General features: G+C 47.6%; 22 protein-coding genes. 11 read left to right on the top strand and 11 right to left on the bottom strand.

From position 1 onward, the window contains the following. The 5 genes from MKX40_RS02220 to MKX40_RS02200 form a co-directional block, all read right to left on the bottom strand. Window positions 1–672: a sulfite oxidase-like oxidoreductase gene (locus tag MKX40_RS02220; protein WP_210109989.1), complete on the bottom strand. Its 672-nt coding sequence runs from the start codon at window positions 670–672 to the stop codon at window positions 1–3. Between the two features lie 47 nt (window positions 673–719). Continuing rightward, window positions 720–1643 carry an ABC transporter permease gene (locus MKX40_RS02215; protein WP_074093220.1) on the bottom strand — a complete coding sequence of 308 codons (924 nt, stop codon included), beginning with the start codon at window positions 1641–1643 and terminating at the stop codon, window positions 720–722. Beyond that, window positions 1627–2694 carry an ABC transporter permease gene (locus MKX40_RS02210; RefSeq protein ID WP_017691012.1) on the bottom strand — a complete coding sequence of 356 codons (1068 nt, stop codon included), beginning with the start codon at window positions 2692–2694 and terminating at the stop codon, window positions 1627–1629. The genes MKX40_RS02215 and MKX40_RS02210 overlap by 17 nt, the downstream gene beginning before the upstream one ends. Then, window positions 2691–4190: an ABC transporter ATP-binding protein gene (locus MKX40_RS02205; RefSeq protein ID WP_339239231.1), complete on the bottom strand. Its 1500-nt coding sequence runs from the start codon at window positions 4188–4190 to the stop codon at window positions 2691–2693. Before MKX40_RS02205 ends, MKX40_RS02210 begins: the two co-directional genes overlap by 4 nt. A 334-nt stretch (window positions 4191–4524) precedes the next feature. Next, a complete protein-coding gene (locus tag MKX40_RS02200) occupies window positions 4525–5556 on the bottom strand; it encodes a BMP family protein (protein WP_017691014.1) in 1032 nt (343 codons plus the stop codon). 277 nt (window positions 5557–5833) lie between these two features. Between MKX40_RS02200 and MKX40_RS02195 the strand changes: the two genes are divergently transcribed. The 3 genes from MKX40_RS02195 to MKX40_RS02185 all read left to right on the top strand — a co-directional run bounded on the left by MKX40_RS02195 (window position 5834) and on the right by MKX40_RS02185 (window position 10231). Continuing rightward, on the top strand, window positions 5834–7255 hold the full coding sequence (locus MKX40_RS02195) for a hypothetical protein (protein WP_339239230.1): 1422 nt from the start codon (window positions 5834–5836) through the stop codon (window positions 7253–7255). A gap of 241 nt (window positions 7256–7496) precedes the next feature. Beyond that, on the top strand, window positions 7497–8087 hold the full coding sequence (locus MKX40_RS02190) for a DUF5317 domain-containing protein (protein ID WP_339242881.1): 591 nt from the start codon (window positions 7497–7499) through the stop codon (window positions 8085–8087). 311 nt (window positions 8088–8398) lie between these two features. Beyond that, window positions 8399–10231 carry a diguanylate cyclase gene (locus MKX40_RS02185; protein WP_339239229.1) on the top strand — a complete coding sequence of 611 codons (1833 nt, stop codon included), beginning with the start codon at window positions 8399–8401 and terminating at the stop codon, window positions 10229–10231. 132 nt (window positions 10232–10363) lie between these two features. Here the strand turns inward: MKX40_RS02185 and MKX40_RS02180 are convergent, their stop codons facing one another. Then, window positions 10364–10531 (bottom strand): hypothetical protein, encoded by a 168-nt coding sequence (locus MKX40_RS02180; RefSeq protein WP_017691019.1) that lies wholly within the window; start codon window positions 10529–10531, stop codon window positions 10364–10366. 304 nt (window positions 10532–10835) lie between these two features. Between MKX40_RS02180 and MKX40_RS02175 the strand changes: the two genes are divergently transcribed. From MKX40_RS02175 to MKX40_RS02160, 4 genes are all read left to right on the top strand, one after another. Next, on the top strand, window positions 10836–11666 hold the full coding sequence (locus MKX40_RS02175; RefSeq protein WP_339239228.1) for a histidine kinase: 831 nt from the start codon (window positions 10836–10838) through the stop codon (window positions 11664–11666). 1 nt (window position 11667) lies between these two features. Next, window positions 11668–12324, top strand: coding sequence for a response regulator transcription factor (locus tag MKX40_RS02170; protein ID WP_150365287.1), 657 nt, complete (start codon window positions 11668–11670; stop codon window positions 12322–12324). A 250-nt stretch (window positions 12325–12574) separates the two neighbouring features. Next, window positions 12575–14290, top strand: a complete 1716-nt coding sequence (locus tag MKX40_RS02165; protein WP_339239227.1) for a copper resistance protein CopC — start codon at window positions 12575–12577, stop codon at window positions 14288–14290. Window positions 14291–14753: 463 nt separating this feature from the next. Further along, a complete protein-coding gene (locus MKX40_RS02160) occupies window positions 14754–15530 on the top strand; it encodes a YcnI family protein (protein WP_339239226.1) in 777 nt (258 codons plus the stop codon). Between the two features lie 138 nt (window positions 15531–15668). On the opposite strand, the gene MKX40_RS02155 is transcribed toward MKX40_RS02160, so the two are convergent. The 4 genes from MKX40_RS02155 to MKX40_RS02140 form a co-directional block, all read right to left on the bottom strand. Then, on the bottom strand, window positions 15669–15941 hold the full coding sequence (locus MKX40_RS02155) for a hypothetical protein (RefSeq protein ID WP_091018402.1): 273 nt from the start codon (window positions 15939–15941) through the stop codon (window positions 15669–15671). 51 nt (window positions 15942–15992) lie between these two features. Beyond that, complete coding sequence (locus MKX40_RS02150) at window positions 15993–17327, bottom strand: hypothetical protein (protein ID WP_339239224.1); 1335 nt, start codon at window positions 17325–17327, stop codon at window positions 15993–15995. 15 nt (window positions 17328–17342) lie between these two features. Beyond that, window positions 17343–17624: a hypothetical protein gene (locus tag MKX40_RS02145; protein WP_143786547.1), complete on the bottom strand. Its 282-nt coding sequence runs from the start codon at window positions 17622–17624 to the stop codon at window positions 17343–17345. 357 nt (window positions 17625–17981) lie between these two features. After that, on the bottom strand, window positions 17982–19238 hold the full coding sequence (locus MKX40_RS02140) for a DUF445 domain-containing protein (RefSeq protein WP_339239223.1): 1257 nt from the start codon (window positions 19236–19238) through the stop codon (window positions 17982–17984). Between the two features lie 335 nt (window positions 19239–19573). Here MKX40_RS02140 and MKX40_RS02135 point away from each other — a divergent pair, with 335 nt between their 5' ends. The 3 genes from MKX40_RS02135 (at window position 19574) to MKX40_RS02125 (ending at window position 22055) form a co-directional block, all read left to right on the top strand. After that, window positions 19574–20401 (top strand): aldo/keto reductase, encoded by an 828-nt coding sequence (locus MKX40_RS02135; RefSeq protein WP_339239222.1) that lies wholly within the window; start codon window positions 19574–19576, stop codon window positions 20399–20401. A 284-nt stretch (window positions 20402–20685) separates the two neighbouring features. Further along, window positions 20686–21204 (top strand): sigma-70 family RNA polymerase sigma factor, encoded by a 519-nt coding sequence (locus MKX40_RS02130; protein WP_339239221.1) that lies wholly within the window; start codon window positions 20686–20688, stop codon window positions 21202–21204. Next, window positions 21201–22055: a hypothetical protein gene (locus MKX40_RS02125; RefSeq protein ID WP_339239220.1), complete on the top strand. Its 855-nt coding sequence runs from the start codon at window positions 21201–21203 to the stop codon at window positions 22053–22055. The genes MKX40_RS02130 and MKX40_RS02125 overlap by 4 nt, the downstream gene beginning before the upstream one ends. Before the next feature lie 73 nt (window positions 22056–22128). On the opposite strand, the gene MKX40_RS02120 is transcribed toward MKX40_RS02125, so the two are convergent. Beyond that, a complete protein-coding gene (locus tag MKX40_RS02120) occupies window positions 22129–22590 on the bottom strand; it encodes a cupin domain-containing protein (RefSeq protein ID WP_017691032.1) in 462 nt (153 codons plus the stop codon). Between the two features lie 256 nt (window positions 22591–22846). Between MKX40_RS02120 and MKX40_RS02115 the strand changes: the two genes are divergently transcribed. Next, window positions 22847–23698: an AraC family transcriptional regulator gene (locus tag MKX40_RS02115; protein ID WP_105601564.1), complete on the top strand. Its 852-nt coding sequence runs from the start codon at window positions 22847–22849 to the stop codon at window positions 23696–23698. The last annotated feature ends 37 nt before the right edge of the window (window positions 23699–23735 follow it).

Here is a 23735-nt window from a genome sequence, read left to right as displayed (position 1 = left end):
TCAATCAAACTCCTTCTTCGTCCACTCGTCTTCCGGAATCGGCAGATCTTCACCCGAGAAACGTTGTTCCTTGAACGGATCGGCAAAATGATGGAAACCATTCACTTCCCAGAAGCCGTTCCGGTCTTCTGTCATGAACTCCAAACCACGTATCCACTTCGCACTCTTCCAGAAGTAAAGTTGTGGCACAACCATACGCAGTGGAAAACCATGCTTGGGCGTTAGTGGTTCGCCGTTATATTTGAATGCAAGCAATACATCATCATGCATCAATTCTTCGAGCGGTACATTTGTCTCGTAATCATGATCCGCATGGATCATGACGTATTTTGCTTCCGGCTTAACCCCCAGAAGTTTCACAAAATCCGAGAAGCGAATACCTTCCCACGGCGTATCGAATTTTGACCAACGAGTAACACAGTGAATATCACTCACCGTGTTCACCTGTGGCATCGCCTGCAACTCGGCCAGGGAGAACACCTTCTCCTCTTCCACTTCTCCGAATACTTTCAGGTCCCAGGTGGACAGGTCATATTCCGGCACTTCCCCTTCATGCAGAATCGGAAATTTCTCCGTCAACATCTGTCCCGGCGGCAAGCGATCTCCATAATCATTGCCCGCTTTGGGTGCCGGGGCTTTTCCTTTTTTCAAACGTTCAGCCTTGTTATGCAAGTGGAATTCCTCCTTCTTCTTCTGCCCCTAGCATGGGCATTCAGGAATTAACGCGAGCTTCCGCCCGCTTTCAATGCATCTTGTGCATAAGTACGGTCTTTGAAAAAGAACATCGCGACCAGCGTCACAATATACGGCAGCATCAACGTGAAATGGGTTGGCAAGGAGAAGCCTTGCAGACGAATACTCAATGCCTCCATGAAGCCGAACAACACACTGGAGCCCATGACGCCAAGCGGATTCGCTTGTCCCAGCATCGTTGCTACGAGTGCAATGAAGCCACGACCCGCGGTCATGCCTTCGGTGAACATCGTCACCTGACCGAGCGACAACTGCGCGCCAGCCAGAGCACACAACACACCGCACATTAGAACCGCACCATACTGGATGCCGCGTACCTTGATCCCGATGCTCTGTGCTGCAATCGGATTCTCACCGACAGAGCGCAGGCGGAAGCCGGATACACTTTTGAACAGATAGAATTGCAGTCCAATCACGAGCACAATACCGAGGTAAACCAAGGGACTATGTCCCGATAATACATCGCCCAACCACGGAATGTCCTTAATCAGCGGAATATCCCACTTGGGAAGTCCCACCATGTCTTTGTCGTAGTATGCACCTTTTACATCAAAAATCGCACGCAGTGCAAAGGTCGTCACTCCCGCAGCCAGGAAGTTGAGCGAGATCCCGACCACGATGGCGTTGGCCTTGAGATTAATACTTATAAAAGCAAAGAGCGCCGAGAATAACATCACAATAATAATGGAAAAGAGTACAGCCAGCAGCACATTGCCAAACAGATAATTACCGACAATGGCGGAGAATGCACCGATCAAAACCAGTCCTTCGAGACCCACGTTGAACAGACCGACACGGGAACATAAAGCCCCACCGAGCGCTGCAAGCAGGATTGGAGTCATAATCCGCAAGGTTGAGCCAAACATGGCTGCATCAAACAGTTGTTGCATTGGACTTTTTCTCCTTTCTCCGCTTCAGGAATGAATAACCGATCTGAGCTGATACAAATAACGTCAATACGGCCTGGATGACACTGCCGACTTCAAGCGGCACATCCGTATTCCGTTCCATCCCCATGGCACCTGTCTGTAACGCAGCCAGCAAAATAGCTGCTACAGCTGTACCGAGTGGATGCGAGCGGGCAAGCAGCGTGGCCATAATGCCGCTCCAGGCGTAACTTGCAGAAGATAGCGATCCATCAAGGAAACGGTACTGTGTACCGAGCACTTCCCCCGCACCTGCCAGTCCAGCAAGTCCACCACTGATGACCATGGACAGCATCATCATGCGAATGCGGCGAACACCGCCGTAGGTTGCAAAGGACGGGTTGCTGCCGAGCATGCGGATCTCGTAACCCGTCACCGTTTTGTGAGTGAACCAGTAGATCAGAATAGCCGCGACAATGGCAATGATGAAGCCGGCATGCAGTCCCATACCTTGGAACAACTTCGGCAACCAGATACTCTGATCAATCATGGGTGTCTGAGCCATCGCTGCAGATCCAGTCCGATCCTTGAATGGATAGGAGACCATGTATCCGCCAAAATAAATAGCGATATAGTTAAGTAGTAAGGTTGTAATCAATAGATTCATGCCGAAACGAGCATCCAGCCAACCTGCAAACAGAGACCAGATTCCCCCGGCAACAATACCTGCGACAATCGCAGCAATACACACGAACCAGCCCGGGCCTGGCAGGTAGAGCGCCGTGAGCGCGGCACTGAGCCCGCCAAGAATCATCTGGCCTTCGGCTCCCATATTGAAAAATCCGGCACGGAATGCCAAGGCTACGCCAAGTCCCGCCAGGATGATCGGTGTGGAACGAGCCAGTGTATTGGTGAAGAAGTAGAAGTTGCCGAAGGCCCCTTTCCACATCTCCGCATACGTATCCACCACATTACCGCCAACAATCAGAATCGCCACAGCCCCTGCAATCAGACCGATGAATACGGCAAGCAGCGGCTGTACGAGTCCGCGAAGTGTTTCTTTTACCCGATTCATATCCGCTCTTTCCCTCCTGCCATTAACAAACTGATCTGTTCCTCCGTCGCTTCCTCTGCTCTCAGTTCTCCGGCAATTTCGCCTTCATACATCACTATAATGCGATCCGATAATTGCAAAATCTCAGACAACTCCGATGAAATGAGAAGAATACCTGCACCCTCACTGCGTTTACGTAGCAATTCGGCATGAATCGTCTCCATCGCTCCGATATCCACACCACGAGTCGGTTCGGCTGCAATTAGAAACGGTGTATCCTGTGCGAATTCACGAGCGGCAATCAGCTTCTGCAAATTACCTCCAGACAGAAACTGTGCCTTGGTTTCCGCAGAACCCGTCTTGATGCTGAACTGTTTGATCCAACTTTCTACCATTGTTCTTGCTGCTTTCGCTTTGATAATGCCACGTGATTGCAAGCGATGATGATGTCCCATCAGCCCGTTCTCACGAACGCTCGCATCCTTGGCCGCTCCCCACATATAACGATCTTCCGGGATATGAGCAAGTCCATGCTCCCGAATGCGCCGTACAGGCCAATTGGTTGTATCCTGCCCGGAGAGCACAACGCGACCACTGTCCGCCTTACGCAGTCCCGCAATCACCTGAATTAATTCCGATTGGCCGTTACCCGAGATGCCGGCTATGCCAACGACTTCGCCTTTACGAACCTCCATATGAATCTTCTTGAGCGCCGAACGATCCTTGGCGCCAGACAGATTGACCCCTTCCACCTGAAGCACCGCTTCGGCAGGAACCGATGGCTGCTTGTCCATACGCACAAGTTCACGACCAACCATCAGACGGGATAATTCCTCCACATGTGTATCCTTGGCTTCGAGCGTACCCGTTACCTGACCATCCCGAAGTACCGTAATCCGGTCGGCTACATCCATGACTTCTTGCAGCTTGTGCGTGATTAGTACAAAGGTTTTGCCCAGCTTAGCGAGTGATTTCATGTTCGCGAGCAGTTCCTTTACTTCCAGAGGCGTCAGTACTGCCGAAGGTTCATCCAATATAATGATGTCTGCGCCCTGATGCAGCACCTTGAGAATTTCAACACGCTGCTGCATGCCAAGCGGGCACTCGGACACTTTTTTCCACGGGTCAACCGGCATGCCATATTGTTTACCAAGCTCATTCACCTGGGCTGCTGCTTTTTTACGGTCAAATACACCTGCCGCTGCCGGTTCGCGTCCAATCACGATGTTCTCCGCCACCGTAAAGGAAGGGAACAGCATGAAATGCTGGTGCACCATGCCGATGCCATTTGCCATCGCCTGGGACGGCGTAGCGAAGCTCACTTCGCGTCCACGGACTTTGATTGTTCCTGACGTAGGCTGTTCCATACCGTACAGCATACGCATCAAGGTTGTTTTACCGGCCCCGTTCTCACCTACAAGGGCATGAATCTCTCCCTCACGCAAATTAAAACGGATGTCACGGTTCGCGGTGAAGCCGCCGTATTTCTTCGTAATGTGCTCCATCTCCAACAGCATATCTCGCGTTCGCTCCTCTCAGTTCAACTTAAAAGGTTACACTCGCCACTACGATGACAGAACAACCTTCTGATCGCTGTTATCCCCAGATTTTTCGATTCCCTTTATATAAAGGGGAAAATCCGGAGATAAAGGCGAGGTGTATGCTTCCGAAGTAGCTTTCTTTCAGAAAGCTTTTAGCTTAGCTTCTTCAGGTTATTTCTGTCCTCTTCGTTATCGTGTAAACGATAAGTTGAACATATACTGGTCATTTAATAGCAGCAAAACCGGCTGCCTGATCGGGCAGCCGGCTGATCCATTCCATCACTCATTCATTGAAAAGAACAATTCAAAACTATTGTTGCAATGGATCTTTGACTACGATTTTACCGGATACGATATCATCCTTGATTGCTTTCACTTTGTCGATTACTTCTTGTCCAACAAAAGCATTCAGCGGGGATTCGCTATCACGTGTAACATAAGTCAGGCCCACACCGTCTTCTTTCAAGCCATAGTTCACTGCACCTGCTTTGAAGTTGCCTTCTACAAAATCTTTCACAGTCTCATAAGCAACGGTATCGGTTGATTTCAATTGAGACAATACGATATGTTCGGGGTCTTCAACCGTACGGTCCGTATCCTGACCTGAAGTATAGAAGCCTTTTTCTTTCGCTGCTTCGAACACACCCAGATCACCTACAGCGGATGCGCCAGCGATGAAATCAGCGCCTTTGCCGAATTGTACGAGTGCCAATTCTTTGGCTTTGGCCGGGTCATTAAATCCACCTACATAGTTCACGAGGAATTCTGCATCCGGATTCACGGATTCCAGTCCCGCTTTGAAACCTTCTGTATATTTCTTGATCAATGGTACATCCATTGCTGCGATCATGCCGACTTTGTCTGTTTTGGTGGACAATCCAGCGGCTGCACCGAGCAGGTACGCCCCTTCATATTCACGGAAACCAACGCTACGTACGTTAGGCAGATCCACGGTTGTATCTACAATTGCAAAGGACTTGTCCGGATTTTCTGCAGCGACTTTCTTCAATGCATCTTCTGCCTGGAAAGTGGCTGTAATAATCAGATCATAATTCTCGGCAACCGCAGCACGCAGATTTTGTTCAAATGCTGCCGGGTCTGTCGATTCAATCGTCTTGGTGTCTACTTTGAATTCTTCGCCTGCTTTTTTGAAGCCTTCATCCATCTGTACAAAGAAAGGGTTAACCCCTATTTTTTCGGGAAGTACGAGGGCCATCCGAAGAGATTTCTCCGAATCACTGCCTTGGGCGGATTGTTCGTCTTTGGAAGCCGAATTCCCACAAGCTGCCAACAAAATAGCCAACATGATGATCGATAAGACGAACGATAAACCTCTTTTCATTTTGAAAATACCCCTTTTCAATATTCTTTTTTCTTATCCTAGCGGATACTGTCGATCCTTGTCAATAAATCTTTGAGCGTATACACTCAATTAGAATATATTTGATGATTTGCTTTCTACCAAGCTTTGGAAACCGCTTTATAGCAAGCTTTTTTTCCGTTGACATCCAGCGCGTCTCCGTGCTAAAGTCAATCCAATTATTCTATTCTGATAGGATTTGTCAGAATTATAACCGAAAGCTACTCATTTTCCAACCCATTTTAAGGAGGCTATTCATTTGAAAAAAATCACCCAGATCACGTTGGCGGCCCTGCTCGCCGCTCCGGTAACACTCGGCAGTCTAAGCTTGCCCGCTTCTGCTTCTGCAGCATCTGCAACTCCGGCTAAACCAACCACTTCACAAAGTGTCAAAGGACCGTTAGCTCAGGCTCCAGTCGCTTATACGGAAAGCGCAGCGGATTTTGCTCAATTCTTGCAAGCAAAATACAATATTCAATTGCCGCAACAGATAACCAAAGGTGATTTCATTCAAGCCATTGCAGCCGTTACGGAAGCCACTCAAGCAAGTGACAGTGAAGCCAAAGCTCCTATCTTTACCGATCTGGCCTCTGGTGATTCTTCTTATGATGCTGCCGTTTCCTTATTCAATAGTGGGGTTATTACAGGTACAGAAGTACGTGCCAAGGATCAACTGAGCACTTATGCCGCCGTCTTCATCGCGGTGAAAGCAGCCGGATTCAAGGAACTCGCTTATACATATCCTGCCGAGAAAACGGCCAAAGCACTTGCCAAAGTTGGCATTAGCCCGAACCGTGTTCAGGGACAAGCCGCACAGGAACTGGCTGCAGCGATCGATACAGGCCTGATTCCCGAAAATCTGTACCCCGCTCTCCTAAAGGGTGGCGTAGCAAGTAAAGATTTCGCTAATACTTTGCTTGGACGTGTTCTGGTCAGTCAAGGGAAATACAAACATGAGATTGGACGTTCCGGCGATGCGGACATCTATTCCAAACTGTATGCTGCATATCGCACAGCCGATCTGATCGAATCACCTGAGCTGAGAAAGATTGTGGATCAGGCCCTGCGAGACGATCTCGTCACAGGTTATAATCTGAAGGATAGCCGCTTTGATTCCAACTTTATCGATGAACTGACACTTACCTACGGCCACGATAACATTCAACATGCTGTACAGTTGGTTGGTTTGCTACGTAGCGAAGGCATTGACGCCGATGTACAATTCCAGCCGAAGACATCTGCCTTCATTTATTTGAAGGAATGGGGCGAGCCGAAGGAAACGCCAGACTATAAAGTTACACAGATCGAGAACGGTAACTATATTGCCTCTGCGAAGGAATATGATATTCAGTTCGAGTTCAACAATGTGGCAGACAAAGTCCGCTTCAATGATATTGTTCTGAAATATGCCAAGAAGAACAGTGACAGTACATCACCATTGATTCTCAGTTCCTGGTGGCAACCACTGTATTACTCACCAACGGCATTGGCCAACTATCCGGTCATTTCCAATAATAAGATCGCGCTTGGCAATTACTATGCTCAGTCCTTCTCTCTGAAGGAAAATGCCAAATCCATTCGGGAAGGTTTCCTGAAACTCGCTCCTGATGCAGACATTACAACATATGACTTCTGGGTGGATCAGCCTTTCTTCAACTATCTGAACGGTGGTTCCGAATAAAATAAATTCCATTTCCAACCGAATTAAAGCTCGTATTTTGCCATTATAAGTAACCGTCTTTACTGAATTCATCAGGGTTTTCGACCCTTTGGTTCGTAAAGACGGTTTTTTGTTAAGCAATTTGCAAATTTCTTCTAAAAAATCATTTTTCTCATGCAGGAATTACCAATATCAGGTCGAATCCTTTATGTACACAAACACGCAATCCTATTGCACATCTCCGCACGAACAGGAGTTACTTATGGTATATGACGGTATTTTACTCGGCTTGATCGTTGGATTTTTTCGAGGCGGGCTGCGGCATGGGCTCCATCAGTTTGCAGCACTCAAGTTGCGAAGTGGCTGGATTTTCCCTGTATTGCTGCTAATCCAGTTCTTTATTTTCTATCTGCAGGAACGATTCGAATGGGTGGCATCTATTAATGGTTATCTCTTTGCTGCCGTCTACATTACAGGGCTCGCATTTTTGTGGCTCAATAGGCACCATACCGGTTTTATGCTCATCTGGATTGGTGTGTTTCTCAATTTTGCCGTGATGGCTGTCAACGGTGGACGTATGCCGGTTTCTGTGGAAGCCTCCGCTGTATTGGGACCCTACTATGTAGACATGCTCCGGGAAGGCGGAGCCGTATCGAAGCATTTTATGATGGATGCGTCTACACGTTTGCCTTTTCTCGGTGATATCATCCCACTCTCCAGCCCTTATCCACGAACTCAAGTTATCAGTATCGGTGATGTAGTCATGAACGTTGGCATATTCCTTTTTATCCAGTACATGATGGTGAATCGGGACAAAAAGGCTGTGCAACCTGCTAAAACTCATCAGGCTTGACGAGAACCAGGTAGACTCCAAGGAAGGGAGGTCTTCTCCATGAAAAAATTTGAAGGTGTGAAATATTCCCGCATTGTCATCAACGCAATCATCGTGGCTTCTGTCGTTGTAGCACTAACTTCGGGATACAAGCTGGGCGGCTAGTATCCATACCGCCAAACAAGACAAACAGGCTGCCAGCGGCCTGTTTTTTCTTTCTGGATTTTTGCCAGGCAAATTGGTATGTTATACGTCTATATAGTATATCCCTATACAAGAACACCCATTATATACACATCAAGAGTAGACTAAACCCAAGCAGGAGATTTTTTATGAACTTTATTCGTAACCTTATCCATAAGGCAGATCGAAGCAGTCTGTATGTTATTTTGCTTAGTTGTACCGGGATCGGTGTTTTTCTGTACATGAACAAGTGGTCTTACCTTCATCTAACCACGGCGGATTGGGTCATGGTCTATACCATGCTGGGCGCGGCGTTAATTCTGGATTATTTCACGTTTCAGATTCCACCCAAAGGCAATCAGCAATCCATGGATTCATCGGTATACCTTGCCTGTATATTCATGTTTGGCGGAGCCTTCAGTTTATCTGTACTGCTTCCTGTCTCCATCATTCTGTTAATCAAAGAGCGCAAGCTCACCTGGTGGAAACACATTGTCAATTTCAGCATCTACAGTCTCATGATTACGGGAGCAGCTGCGGTGTTTGAGTGGACTGGCGGGCAATCGGGAACGCTGGACGGCTATAATCTGCTTCCTTATTTTGCAGCGCTTGCGGCCTACTTCATCATCAACACGATTACACTTGGCTTATTCTTTCATTTCTCAACGAAAGATGCATTACAGCAGATGAAGCGGGCATTTGTTACCGAATCCTTGCTGGTTTATTTATGTACGCTGATTCTGGCGCTTGTCCTGACGATTCTGGTTGTACACAATGGCGTGCTCGGTCTGTTGTTGTACTTAAGTCTCAGTATTCTGCTCTCCCATGCATTCAAGCAGTTGTTTGTCATGTATCAGACCATTGAGGAGAAAGCTAACACGGATCAACGCACAGGTCTGTTCAACCATAGTTATTTTGAAAGTATGTTGGAAAATGAACTGACGACAGCTCGTACGCAGGGAACACCGCTCTGTCTGGGATTGATTGATATCGATGATTTCAAAAAGTATAACGACCGGTTTGGCCACCTCCAAGGGGATAGTCTGCTGGCTCTGCTGGGGGATTTTCTAATGCGAAAGACCGAAGGTACACCTGTTACCGCCTTTCGTTATGGAGGGGAAGAGTTCACACTTCTCATGCCAGGAATGGAATTGGACGAATCCTACAAGTTTATGAATAAGCTGCGCAAACAACTAAATGACACGCCGTTTGAAGGCGTTGAAGTGTTTCCGCACGGTTGTCTCTCCTTCTCGGGTGGCGTCGCACCCTATCAGGTGGATATGTATAACAAATCCCAACTCGTGGATCAGGCGGATAAAGCACTGTATTACGCGAAGAAACAGGGCAAAAACAACGTGCACCGCCACGGAAGCAATGATGGCATGGAACACGAGATTGATCTGGTACAGGACGTTCGTGACATCGAGCAACAGCTCAATCTGTTCAGATACAAGGACATGGATACGTTTAAACATTCCAAACGGGTCTACAAATATGCACTGGATATCAGTGAACTGCTTGCACTGGACAATGCGGAGAAACGCCGTTTCGTGCTGGGAGCACTGATTCATGACATCGGCAAACTGGAGATTCCCTGGTCTATTCTGAACAAGAAAGACAAGCTCACCGCAGAAGAATGGGAAACGATCAAGGGACATGTCACCTGGGGTAAAAAAATGGTGATCACGAACGATCGCTTCGCCGATCTGATTCCGTATATTGAACTTCACCACGAGCGCTATGATGGCAAGGGCTATCCTTACGGCCTGAAGGGTAACGAGATTCCCCGGCTGTGCCGGATGTTGACCGTCATTGACTCCTTTGATGCCATGACGACAGAGCGACCGTATCAGGAGACCAAGAACGTGGAGGAAGCCATTCGGGAGCTGCGCGCATGTTCGGGTTCGCAGTTTGATCCGGAGCTTGCCGAGTTATTCATTCGATATATTGAGAAAAGAACCGCTCAACAACAGTTGCTGTAAGATAAATGAAGCTTCTTCTATCTCAGAGAAAATCAAAAGCGCTATCCCCGGTCTGATTCGGAGATAGCGCCATTTTCATTTTCATGGAATGAATCGTACACCAGACAGCTTCATTCTCGTGCAGATTCTACATTAAGATTTGGTATTCAGTTCATGTGAGGTCTGATGCAGCTCCTTGATCATCTGCTGCAAAAACATGTTGTCTTGGCGACTGATACCGTGCTGATTGTCTTGAACAAGCATCTGGTGAATGTTCTTTTTGAGCAATTCACTGCGACGTTCCAATACTTCTTGACTCATGTTGTTGCTTCACTCCTTAACATGTTTTGTAATGAATTCACGTTCTATATAAGTATAGAGGACCTTCTCCGATAGGGAAAACGGACTCAGCCTTCCTCAGCTGTTCACACCAACCCTCACCTAGCGTGACAACATTTCACCCCTTGTCATTCTTAGATATCCTTCTAAATACTCCCTGATCCTCCCCAGCTTTCTCCAAAGACACAGACTAGGGTCTTGGACAAGCTTGCGTTATAATGATCCCATCCCTGTATAAATAAATTACCTTATTAAGCTAATCCTAGGTCAAAGGAGTTCTGCATTCATGTCCTATAAACAAATCAAATGGATGATTCTGCTGATCCCCACATTCACGGTTGGCATCTGGGAATATATTCGCCATCAGTTTCTGATGCCGTACCTTTCGATGGACGCCGGGAACTGGTTAACACCCGTCATTGTTTATCTTGTCAGCGTGACACTGCTCAGCCGATTGTTCCACATGCTCGAAGGCGCCAGGGCTGCTCTGGAGCAGGAACGCGCAGCGAAAGCAGCTCTGGAAGCTCGTGACCAATTGGCCCGAGAACTTCATGATGGCATATCTCAGTCTCTTTTCCTGCTGTCCGTGAAGACCGATAAAGCGGGCCGTAGTCTGGCAGGGAGCGGACATGAGCATGAGATCCAGGAGATTCAAAAAACCGTGCATGAAGTCAATACATATGTAAGGCAAGCGATTGCCCAGTTGCGCTATGTTCCCTCCTCTACCGCGGCACCCGAGATTATTTCACTGCATGCACAGGTCGAAGTGCTCGTGATGGAAACCGTACCCGGCGCACAGATTCACTGGGATCTGAACGGTATAACCTTCTCTGCCAAGGAACAAGTGGAACTGCTCGCCTGTATCCGGGAGGGTTTACTGAATGTACGCAAACATGCACAGGCTACCCGCGTTCAGGTTCATGCGGAGGGTAACCCAATTGCCTGGTTCATTTATATTCAGGATAATGGGAATGGACTAAGCGGAGACCCTCTTCATCTGAAGGATCGGTACGGACTGCGAATTACGAAGGAACGTGCTGCCGAGATGGGTTGGTCTTTTACCCTCGATTCAAGACCGGGGCATACACGAATGACGATAGGAAAGGAGCATGCTTAGTATGGAACATGTACGTGTATTGGTTGTTGACGATCATGCGCATGCGCGTGAAGCGATCTGTAGCATTTTATCCGAGGACAGCCTGTTTGAAGTGATTGGTACAGCTTCGAATGGACAGGAAGCGTTGGAGCTTACCGGACAATGGATGCCTGACCTGATCCTGATGGACGTGCAGATGCCGGAGATGGATGGGCTGGAAGCCACCCGTCAGATCAAGCTGCGATTCCCTTATGTTATTGTTGTTATGGTCACGGTATCGGATGATGTGACTTTCCTGTTCGAAGCACTAAAACAAGGTGCTCAAGGTTATTTGCTCAAAAATCTGACGCCTTCTACCTGGCTTGAATACCTGCGCGCCATCGTCAGCGACGATGCACCGCTCAGCAAGGAACTGGCCTACCGGATTTTGCAGGAGTTTCCCGCACCACGCAGTGAAGATGTGCAAGATAATCCACTTACGGCGCGGGAGCTTGAGATTCTGCAATGGGTATCCGCGGGATATACCAATCGGGAGATCGCTGATCAGCTCGGTATTTCAGACCAGACGGTGAAGAATCACCTAAAAAACATTTTGCAGAAGCTCCAGCTGGAAAACCGGGTACAACTCACCCGCTATGCGCTAGAGAGTGGACTTGCAGGACGTAAGCTTCGCAAATAGCGCAGCTTCGTGGTGATATGTGAATGGTAGCACGAACGTATCGCATACCCATATGAGATTTGTAACAATAGACGAGATGGCGCTCTGCACCATACACATTCATGCTTTTGTCACAATTATGAAGACCAAATCGTTTTTTTATAGCCCAATGTAGTCATACGCAGTCATTTTGGACAAAGTTATAATGGGATAGATTGTGTATAAAGGGCCAGGAATGACTACAAATCTATAACCTGAGGGTGATGATTTTTTGATTTTGACAAGCTTTACCCTGAAATGGGGCAAACGGCACTGGGCATTGATCACCAGCCTGTTGCTTGTGTGCTGCCTTGTTATGCCACAGTGGGCATCTGCACATGCTTATATTGTTAAGGCTTCGCCAGGAGAGAACGAGATACTCGTAACGGCTCCGGAGCGGCTGACGCTGGAGTTCAACGAATCCTTGCAGACGGCTTTTTATGATATCAAAATTACCGGGCCTGACGGTACTCAGGCAGGCGATGGAAATGTACAGATCGATGCGGACCGCCCTCATATTCTTGAGACTGGCCTGCAGGCCGGACTCGGGAACGGGACTTATGCCGTCAACTGGAAAGCGGTATCTGCCGATGGGCACCCGATTCAAGGAGCCTATGTTTTCCATATCGGAGAACCTTCTGGTTCTCCTGCTGGACTCAGTGATCTTACATCTGGTTCTGGTTCAACAGGTGGACCGCTGAAATGGATCGTATCCCTGACAGACTGGATTCAGTATCTCGGATTGTCTGTCATCCTGGGGACACTTGCATTCTTGCTACTGCGAATCGCACCAACATCCATGACAAGAGAACCTATGGACGTTCCGGGTAGCTACAGATTGTTATGGATCAGCTATGCTGCCGCTTCCTTTGCCGCTCTGGTTAGCTTGCCACTGAATACGTTATATGAATCTGGTGTGGCGCTGAGCGAACTAAGCTGGGCACTGATCGGGAGTGCGCTCAAACTGACATCTTTTGGTCAGATCTGGATGTTACAGATGCTCATTGTCATGCTATTGGCCGTCACGATTCTCTCCGGATATGATCGCGATCGATCCATCCGTGCTCGCATCTGGTCTTCTTACGGCTCACTCGTGCTCGTGCTTGGATGGCTGTTCACTCATGCCATGACGGGACATCCGGCTGCGGCGGATCAACGCGCTCTCGCCATTGCCATGGACTTCGTGCACCTGATCGGTGCCGCTTTCTGGATTGGTGCATTGACTGCCATGGCGATATGTCTGCCTCCACTCGCCGACAAGCTGCCTTCGAAGGTGCGAGGAGAAGTCTACTGGACTGCCATACGTAGATTCACCGCTTGGGGGATCGGCGCCGTAGCCGCTCTGGTGGCTACAGGAATATATAGCAGTCTGATTATTCTACCAGCGCCGGTACTGACCTCCTTGTTCACTACAGCCTATGGTCTTGTGCTGATCGGCAAGATCGTCCTGTTGATTGTGATGGTTATCTTGGCATGGCGTCATGCGCGACTCGCTAGAGCAGCAACGGGGAGCAGATTATCCGGCAGCCTGAAAGCCGAGCTTGTTACTGGTGCTGTAATTCTCGCTCTAGCCGCCGTATTGACACATCTGTCACCGGGGCAACCAGCAGCAGTCGGACCGTATCAGGAGACGAAGACTACAGAAGATGGCTCAGCGATCACACTTCAGGTGAGTCCCAATGTGACAGGAGAGAACCAATTCGAAGTTGATGTGAAACGTGCAGATGGCAGTATCGTTAATGATCTGGAACAGATCACGCTGTCACTCACACATCTGGATATGGATATGGGGATCTATGAGATTACCATTCCGAAAAACGACACCGGTGTGTACAAGGCTGAAGATTACATCTCCATGCCTGGACGTTGGAATATCAAGGTACACCTCTTGACCAAAACGCTGGATGCACTTGATGCCGAATTTGAGATCGACACTGCCAAACCATAGTTTCACAACGTTGATTTTGAAAAGTGACCCAATCTAAAATTAGTGTTTCTACGAACTGCAAATGTAGTGAAGGGAACGAAATTGATTCTGGAGAAGCGGAGCTCTCTGCTTTATTCCCGGATTTGAACTGACTTAATATAAATTTAACTAATGTTTACACTGAAACGGAGAGGACAGAAAAAACCTGAAAAAGCGAAGCGTTCGCCTTTATCACCGGATTTTCCCTTTGAGAAAAGGGAATCAAAAAAATCTGGGGATAACAGCGATTGGAGGGTTATTCTGTCATCGAAGTGCATGTGTAAACCATCTTTATTTTGATTTATATAGTGGAATCAATAAATTCCGGGAATAACGGTGATCGAAAGAACCATTCGTAACCGAAACGGCCTTTGCAGAACGTAGACACTCATTTAAGAAAATGGGCCGCATCATATATGATAAGAACTGAGAGGGGTTATTTATTTTGAAGAAAACATCATGGATTTCCAAACTAACATCCACTATCGCAACAGGTACCGCGGCATTCATGCTATTCGCCGGATTCGCTAGCGCTCACGTTACTGTTAGCCCATCCGTTGCACAGACAAGCGCATGGCAGACATACACGATTAAGATTCCATCCGAGAAAGATCTGCCTACAACCAAAATCACCATGAAAGTACCGGAAGGTGTGGCATTCAAGCAATATCAGCCACTGGCAGGCTGGAAAATCACCACCGAGAAGAACGATTCCAATGAAGTCACATCGATCACATGGGAAGTTGATGGCGATAACGAGGGGATCATCGCAGGACAATTCCAACAGTTCAACTTTGTTGCACAGAACCCGAAGACCGAAGCTGAAGTTGCTTGGGATGCCTTCCAATATTATAGCGATGGCAGCATCGTAGAATGGACAGGCCAGCCAAGTGATGCCAACCCACACAGTATTACAACGATTAGTGAAGATCCGGCTGCTGTTGGTAATGCTGCGGCAGGTGGAGGTCATGCCAACGATGGACATGATAGTGCAGGTACAGAAACAGGCACTGGTGATAATGCAGCTACCGATGATAGCAAAGCAAACGATGACACCACACTGGGCGATGCACTTAACGACACCGTTACAGGTGAGCCGAATAACACGGATACAGACCCGGGTACATTGAAGCTTCAACAGGCAACATTGATTGTATCCATTCTGGCCCTGATCCTCTCCTTCCTGGGAATTGCTCTGGCGACACGTCGCAAAAAACGCTAAGAACGATTTGCAGCACACATTAATTTGAAATAGCAAAGAAGCCTATGGCATACGGGATCAACCCCGATGTACCATAGGCTTCTTTTTGTCTATCCATGCTGATTGCCATCCGCAATATGGCATCAGCCAACCACTCTTTTAGCGTTCCTGATCCGTCTGGATCATAATTTCAATATATTGCAGCAAGCTTTTCTTCTGCATTTCGATGGATTGAATACGTTTGGACAGGCCCGCAAAAAACTCTTCAATCTGCTGCCTTGTATAATCAGCAGACTGCCCTTTCCAATCGTTCAGGCGACTGTATAGCGCCCTCGCTTCCTGTTCATCGGCTTGCAGACGGGCAAGCAGCTGTGTCAGTTCTTTTTCCGCAATTCGAAGATCATTCAATTCCACCAGCAATTGTCCACCCACTTGCGTTCCCCTCCCCCACGTACGTGATAGCGACACTAACCAACCTGATTCCTAATTAAAATGAACCGGACTCTCGTCCGCCTGCCGGAAGGCATCTGCTTTCTCATCAATAAAGTTCAGGAACTGGCTGGTATGTTTCATATGCCATGTGCTAAGTTCTTGAATCGACGCGTCCAGTTGGGTAACAATGGGCTCCAGCCTGCGACTACGGCTTGTATGCAGGTATTGAGCCATGCGGCTTCGTACCTGATTCAGCTCAGCATTGCATTGCTGTGCATTTTGCTTCCACCGGGAGGCGACACTTTTCAGTTCTTCTGGCGTTACCTGAATCAAGCCGGATGCACCTGCCCCAAGAGCCATACCGCCGCCAGACCTGAAACCTAACGGACCGAGGTTCTTGCTGAACGGCCCCATGTGATCCATAAGGCGTGGTGAATAGCGGACTCTCTCCCCAGTAATCGGATCATACAGATCATTGGATATGTATCCATTTTTGAAATTATATTGATCCAGACTGTGATAGTTCTCTCCGCCAAATGAGTTCTTGGCTTTATCAATAATGCCCACTCCATCGTTTGCATCCTCATAATTGGAATTAATGTAGTACGTCGATCCCACGTGTCGGTCATATCCGCCCAACGTTCCGCTGGCTACCAGATCACTGGGATTGGCATAGTTCACAACCTGCCCGTCGAACTCACCCGCTTCAGCCCGGCGACGCATCTCTGGCGTCAAATTGCCCATTACTGATGGTGCACTGAACGTCACGGCTGGAATTCCGGTATAAGCAGAAGCATATTGTGCATTTCCCCCACCCAAGGAATGTCCGGTCATCGAGAAATTCAGATCCTTATGCTTGTTCTGCATGTGACTTGCGTAGTCTTCTGATTGATACATCTGATTGGCCCAGCCTGTCGGGGAAACGGTTTTTTCAATATCTTTTACGCGATCACCGGTCCAGTTCTCCACGTCTCTTACCCTGTCACCAGCCCAATTCTCCACTGTAGATATGCCCGTAAAATCCTTGACGCCTTGCACCCCTTTGTCGAGCCAATCCGGTGTAAGATTATCAACAAAATTCCCGGCCTCCTGCTGACCCTTGCGAATCAACTCTCCGCCCCCAATACGACCATCCATGACAAAGTCTGGTACCGAACGATCCAGAGACGCACTTCCTTCTGTACCACGATAAGCAATGACGGCTTCCTTGGTCTCGGGATTATAGAATGTTACGGCATCAAAACCGGAAAGTTTGTTACTTTCCGTCCCTTCAAGGACCTCCCATCCGGGAAGTTCCGTTAATTTGTCTCCAGCCTTTTGATCCTGATAGGCCAGATCAGACATCGTTTTATACGTTTCATCATCAATATTGGACCCGTTACTCAATAACTACACCTCCCTTTATTTAGCGTATGGATCATGTCCCTTGGCCATCATCACTTCTTCAATCTCAGGGCTAATGACCAGGTTCTTGGTTACCTTCTTTTTGTAGTCATACGAAATGCCAAAACTCTGATCTTCGTGATCTTTCACATGGCCTTTAAGCCCTATCTGGGACACTGCCATCTCCGGCAACAACTCTTTGCTTGTAATCACAACATCCAGCTCGAACTTCTGCTTGAAGTGCTGAATTACGGTTGCTTCAGCTTCCTTGTATAACGCTTCCTTCTCACTTGCATTCATGTTCTGACAACCTCCCAGAAATATAGTCAACACCATCATTAGTGTGAATAAACCCTTCAACCATCCTGCACGTTTAATACGGATTCCTCCTCTGGGTAGAATCAGGGTGTTCACCATATGTGAAGCACACCCTATTCATCTGTTACCTGCATCATAGTACAAAATCAACATGAGCCATATCGGCTAACAGAATCGTTTTCATGTAACTTTCTTCCTATATGATTCATTCAGGGTACTTTGGTGTACATTACCCCGTTTCCTAATTCTTGCAACAGATACATGAGATTTTTCCCACGCACGACAAAAAGAGCCTGCTCTTTGTAAGAGCGGCCCTCCTTTTTGCCGTACTTAACGTTCCTACTCAAGCACCATCCGCAGAGCGGTCAGCGCAATCCCGATAATAAATCCGGTAACGGCTCCGTTGATCCGAATCCACTGCAGATCCTGCCCCACCTTATCCTCAATCATTGAGATCAAGGAGGCGTTATCCATTTTGTCTACATTTTCACGCACGAGGTTACCGATTTTGGAATGATTTTTCTCCAGCAGTGTTGTGACGCCATCTACGATCTTGGCATTCATGCTTGTCATCAACTCGTGATCTGACCGCAGATCAACCAATACCCGTTCAATGGCAGGCAGAGCATATGTATCTACATACTGTCCATCTTCCATCGCGGCGAGTGCCTTGTCTCTCAATTCAATGAGTTTGTTCAGCACCGTTTCCTCTGCGTTCCAGCCCTCAAGCATATTGTTCTTCCAGCCGTTGATTCCATCTTGCATAGCCTCGCTCATGGCCAACCGCACCGTCTGGGTACGTACCATATCAAGCACTTTGTACCTTAGAGCACTGCCTTCACGTTTCATATCCTCTACCCGATCGAAGAGATATCCTTGCAAAATGCCACCCAAACGCTCCTCGTTCATATAACCAAGGAACGCATTCATCGCAAACTGCATCAATCCGTTCATTTGAATGCCGCTGATCGCTTTCATTCCGCTTTCACCCAAAAACATCACATTCTCAGGTTTAACCAGCCACTCTTCGGCTTGCTTCAGTCCATAGTCCAGTGCTTTGGCATCGTAACCCCGCTCTGTCATCTGATGAGCAGCCCGTTCCAGAATCGGACCCAGATCAAAAGCGCCCGCCTGTGACTTGATCTCAGACGCTACGAGTGGAGCAATCTGCTCTAACGGCAGACCCGCCAGAATTCGTTTGCAGAGTGTATCAATCATGGTCTTGATCCCGTCATTGTGAAGCTCACGTGTCAACGTATCGAGCACCGTCTCTGCTGCTTTGAAATCTGCAATTTTCTCGGTAATGCTGTCTTTGTTAAGTAAGTTATTCTCTACTGCGGAGACCAGACCTTCGGTCATTTTATCCCGATTTTTTGGCAGCAAAGCCGTATGCGGAATGGGAATGCCGAGCGGGTGACGGAATAGGGCGGTCACTGCGAACCAGTCCGCAAGTCCCCCTACAAGTCCCGCTTCAAATGATCCTACCAGCAACTTGCCCACGGGAACGCCCTGGAACGGCAAGGATGCTGCAAATCCCGCTCCCATCACCACGAGAGACCAGGCTGCTGCTTTTTTGGTTTGTTTAGGTTTAGCCATTGTATTCTTGCTCCTTTATCATTAAATCGCACGGCCCGGCCTGTACCGGATTCCGTACTCCATCGTTTCTTATGTAAACTCTCCAATAGCAAAAGTCTTGACTTCCATATATCGTATACTTCATCTTATCACCCACGAGCGTCAAAACCAAACCTGTGCTTGGCCAAAAAAGGACATTTATGGTGTTTACCTCGTAAAACGGTTCGCTCCCTTTTCTATACCAGGATTATTTTAGTATAATTCATCATAACGGCCCTCCTATATGGATTGGCTGCTGAACAGCAGGGTAATTACATAGTGGAACAATGAATCAATCAGAGGAGGAATTTCGGACCATGAAACACGTGCAGGACACAACCACGCTCTATAACGGAGTCAAAATGCCATGGCTGGGTTTTGGAGTATTCAAAGTTAAAGACGGGGACGAAGTCGTTCATGCTGTCAAAACGGCCATTCAAGCCGGGTATCGCAGCATCGATACAGCCAAAGCGTATAACAACGAAACAGGTGTCGCTCAGGGTATTCGTGAATCTGGAGTAGCCCGTGAAGATCTGTTCATTACTACGAAAGTGTGGAATAGCGATCAGGGATATGAATCCACACTGGCCGCCTTCGAAGCAAGTATGGAACGACTCGAACTGGAGTACCTGGATCTCTATCTCATCCACTGGCCGGTCAAAGGCAAGTACAAAGATACATGGCGAGCGCTGGAGAAGCTCCACAAGGAAGGACGCATCCGCGCAATCGGTGTGAGCAATTTCCAGATTCATCATCTGGAAGACCTCATGATTGATGCCACGGTCAAACCAGCGGTTAATCAGATCGAGCTTCATCCACTACTGATTCAATCGGAGCTTCGTGAATATTGCAACAAACATCAGATTCAGATCGAAGCCTGGTCTCCGCTCGGACAAGGTCATCTGATGGATCATCCGTTGCTTCAGGACATCGCCGCCAAATACAGCAAATCCCCTGCCCAAGTCATTCTGCGCTGGGATCTGCAGAACGGCATCGTGACCATACCCAAATCCGTCACGCCTGAGCGTATTCGCGCGAACGCCGATCTCTACGATTTTGAGTTAACTTCAGAAGAAGTAGAGCAGATTAACGGACTGAACGAGAACAAACGCTTTGGTTCTGATCCCGACAACTTTAATTTTTAATATAAACATCTTAATTCGATAACACCCGCCCTCGACCTTAGAGGAGCGGGTGTTTTGTCATGTGATGTTATAGACAATCTATTCGTAGTTAAGAATGGAGGCGAGGCCCGCTATCCTACTCAGTGCCGTTTTTGTGCCCCAAAAAAAAGTTTTTTGACCATTTAAAACTATTTGATCTCCTCATCAGTCTAACGAGTGTCAAGCGAACTCAAGCACTTATATGGAATCCAGGCCTGGAACGAGCAGTGACTTGAATATTTAGGTTTATCATGGGGGGATCAGGAGTGATTAGACTGAACCATAGAAAGACAAAGGAAGAACAGTTCAGCGAAAAAATAACAGCAATTCAGAATAAATTATATCGATTGGCGTACTGCTATGTTAAAAATGAACAAGAAGCGCTGGATATCGTATCCGAAGCGGTCTATAAAGGGTTCATCGCTTATGGAAAAATGGAATCCATGACTTATTTCGATTCCTGGATGTCACGAATCGTGATTAACACAGCGATAGATCATATTCGACGGAATCAACGAGTGACCTATATGGAGGATCATGTACAGGAATTTGTGGCTCCAGAACGAGGGGCATCCGTGGAAGAGAAAATGGATCTGTACGATGCACTGGATCGACTCGTGCCTGAAGATAGGGCCTATATTATATTAAAATTTTTTGGTAATATGCGTTTTCGAGAAATCGCAGAAGTGCTCTCCCTGTCGGAGAATACCGTGAAGTCAAAATTCTATCGGATTATCAACAAATTAAAAATGGATTTAATCGAAGGAGAGGTTGGAGATCTATGACTAGCAAAGAACGTTATGAAAACATTGAAATTCCAGCTCAACTTTCAGATGTTATTCGTCGTGCCCATCAAAAGGCCGCCGCTCGCAAAAGCTCATCCCGTATTATTCGCTACACTTCAAGTCTAGCAGCATGTGCCGCTTTACTGCTCATTATCAACATTCCTACTGTCGCCAACGCCATGGTCAAAATACCTGTGGTCGGAACGATTGTTCAGGTGCTTCAATTCGGCGATGGCGGCAAGATTACGGATGGGATAACCGTGGGTTCAGAAGCAACTGAAAATACCCTTAAAATTAATTTCAGCACCGACGAACAGGATCAGGCCAATGATGCGCCTTCTTATAATGTCGAACACAAAGAAGCACCGAATCGTGTCCTCTTCACGTTTAGCGGTGCACGTTACATGGATGTAGAGAAAGTCAAAGCCGACTTTATGACCCAACCTTTGGTGAAAGATGTATATGGCTCCATGATTTTAGACGACTCCTCCGTCGGATTCGTCGTTGTTTTAAAAGAAGGGGTACAGTACGCCGTAACGGAATTCAAGAACCCCGGCTACCTGGAAGTGAAATTGACTTCCGACGGCAATCCAGTCACCCCTCGGAAGGTATACTCGCTTCGCACAGAATCAATGCCTTTTGGAGAATCGATGGGAATAATTAAAGAATCCTATCCGGGTGAGGACATCTCTTTCCTCAAAACGTCCACTGGGCAGTTTACAGCAGTTATTGGAGAATATTCTACCGCTGAAGAAGCTGAACAGAAGCTCAAAGAACTCGCCGGACAACCAGATTATCATGAGGAGTTTTATGTGGACAGCTGGATGAGTAACGAAAATCCAATGGATTAGTCATTTCCCCAAAAAATCCCGATTCGGATGCGCTGAGCATCTCGAATCGGGATTTTATCGGTCATAGGCAACCCTATTCGCTTTTGGATACCAGCTTGAAATCATCAAAGTGGAAACCTGGCGCGACTACGCAAGTGACCAGTACAGGCTCATCACCCAACGGGCGTGCTGTCTGCCATACGCCCGCTGGAACAAGCACCTGTGGTGATTGACCTGCAGCAATATCCATACCCAAAACAAGAACTTCCTCGTTCTCCGGGTTCTCTCCGTTGCCGCCCAGCTTCAGTTCAACCGGACTGCCACTATGCCACAGCCAAAGTTCATCGGACAGAACGGTATGCCACTCGGAGATTTCATGTGCGTGCAGCAGGAAATACGTGGAACTTGCCGAGAATCTTGGGCCGGAATAAGTATCCGGCAGAACCGACTGTGGAATCTGATAAGAAGCCTTCCATTCTTCCTTATACCAACCGCCTTCAACGTGAGGCTGCATATTGAGCGCAGCAACCAATGGCGATAATTCATGTGTCGTCATAACCTGTTTCCTTCCTTCTACATCATATTGGAGACACTCCTTAACCAGAGTTTCGCCTCTCTCCCCCTACTCTAAAACATCATTCAAGTTTTGTCACCTTGACAGCTCCCATGGTCCATGCCAGATTCGTTCTCACGGTATTTTACATATGATTAAAGAAATATTTCATTTACAATGATAGCGTTTACAAAAAGATGGATTTTCCGTTATGATATGGATATCGTTGTTAATCCGTGAAGCAGAGGGGAGCTGTACCATGAGTCTCATAGAAGATCGGATTGGACCCAAATATCGAATCGGTGAACATTCATTTACCATTGAACATATGCGCAGACATGATGGGAACGGTATGCCTCAGCCTCACGCTCATCCATTCTACGAACTGTATTACCTGCTTGAAGGTGAACGCGTTTATTCCATGAATGGTCAGATTCTGTCTGCCCGCAAGGGTGATTTTATTCTGATTAACCCAAACGATGTACATAGCACCTCCAAAGGAAGTATTCCTGGCTTCGAACGGATTTTAATCGGTTTTTCGCCTGCTTTTGCAACGGGGATGGAGCTTGGCATATGTGGTTTGCTGCCTTTTAATTGTTCAAGACTTCTTCGCCTGCCTGAAGCGGAACAGCCCGAGATGGAGCGTATATTGTGGCAGATGCTGCAAGAATGCAAAGAGCGACGCCCTCACTATGAGATTGCGGTCAGAAGTCTGCTTGCCCAACTTTTGATCCGTATTCATCGGGTGGAGGAGGATATTCGGCAGTCATGCCCCGGTCCTTTGCATCCGATGCAGGACAAAATCAGTGAAATCGTTACATATGTGAACAGCAACTACACCCAACCACTTACGCTGGAGGGTGCAGCCAATCGTTTTTATATCAGTCCATCCTATCTGAGCCGAATGTTCAGCCGTTTTACCGGGTTTCGGTTTAGCGAATATCTGCGTGTTGTTCGTGTCCGAGAGGCACAACGAAGATTGCTGTCGACACAAGAGCGTGTCCAGATGATTGCAGAGAAGGTAGGGTTTGAGCATACGGCTCATTTTAACAAAACATTCAAACAAGTCACCGGTACAACACCGCTACGCTATCGCAAGGAACACCGGTAGATCTTCAGATCACATCATATAAAACCGAGTGGGTAGC

Origin of the sequence: Paenibacillus sp. FSL R5-0517, from assembly GCF_037974355.1 — a bacterium.
Lineage (GTDB): Bacteria > Bacillota > Bacilli > Paenibacillales > Paenibacillaceae > Paenibacillus.
Note: the sequence above shows the minus strand (reverse complement) of the source record. Positions and strands in the feature narration are given on the sequence as shown.